The organism is uncultured Vibrio sp. (assembly GCF_947488985.1).
In the GTDB taxonomy this organism is placed as follows: domain Bacteria; phylum Pseudomonadota; class Gammaproteobacteria; order Enterobacterales; family Vibrionaceae; genus Vibrio.
Window position 1 is genome coordinate 1 of sequence record NZ_CANLBV010000406.1, and the last position, 221, is coordinate 221.

Below are 221 nucleotides of genomic sequence, written 5' to 3' on the forward strand. Positions count from 1 at the left end.
AGAACGCGAGCCGGTTGACGCGCTGAAACGGTCGCCCATGCTTGCAGTTGAACCTTAGGCGCGTTGGCTTGTTCAGTCGACGCGATTTCCACTTCTAGCGTGATGTTGTCACCCATTTCTGTCACCAGACCTGTGTAACTTACACCGTTTTTCGTTTTGGCTGTGATGTCAGCCAGCGGGATAGTGAAGAAACCATCCGTTTGAGTCAGACCTTTGTACGC

1 protein-coding gene is annotated in these 221 nt (G+C 52.0%); it reads right to left on the reverse strand.

The genetic code is table 11. The features are described from left to right. Window positions 1–221 (reverse strand): major capsid protein P2 (locus Q1A70_RS20770; RefSeq protein WP_299695972.1); only part of this gene is annotated, 221 nt, incomplete at both ends.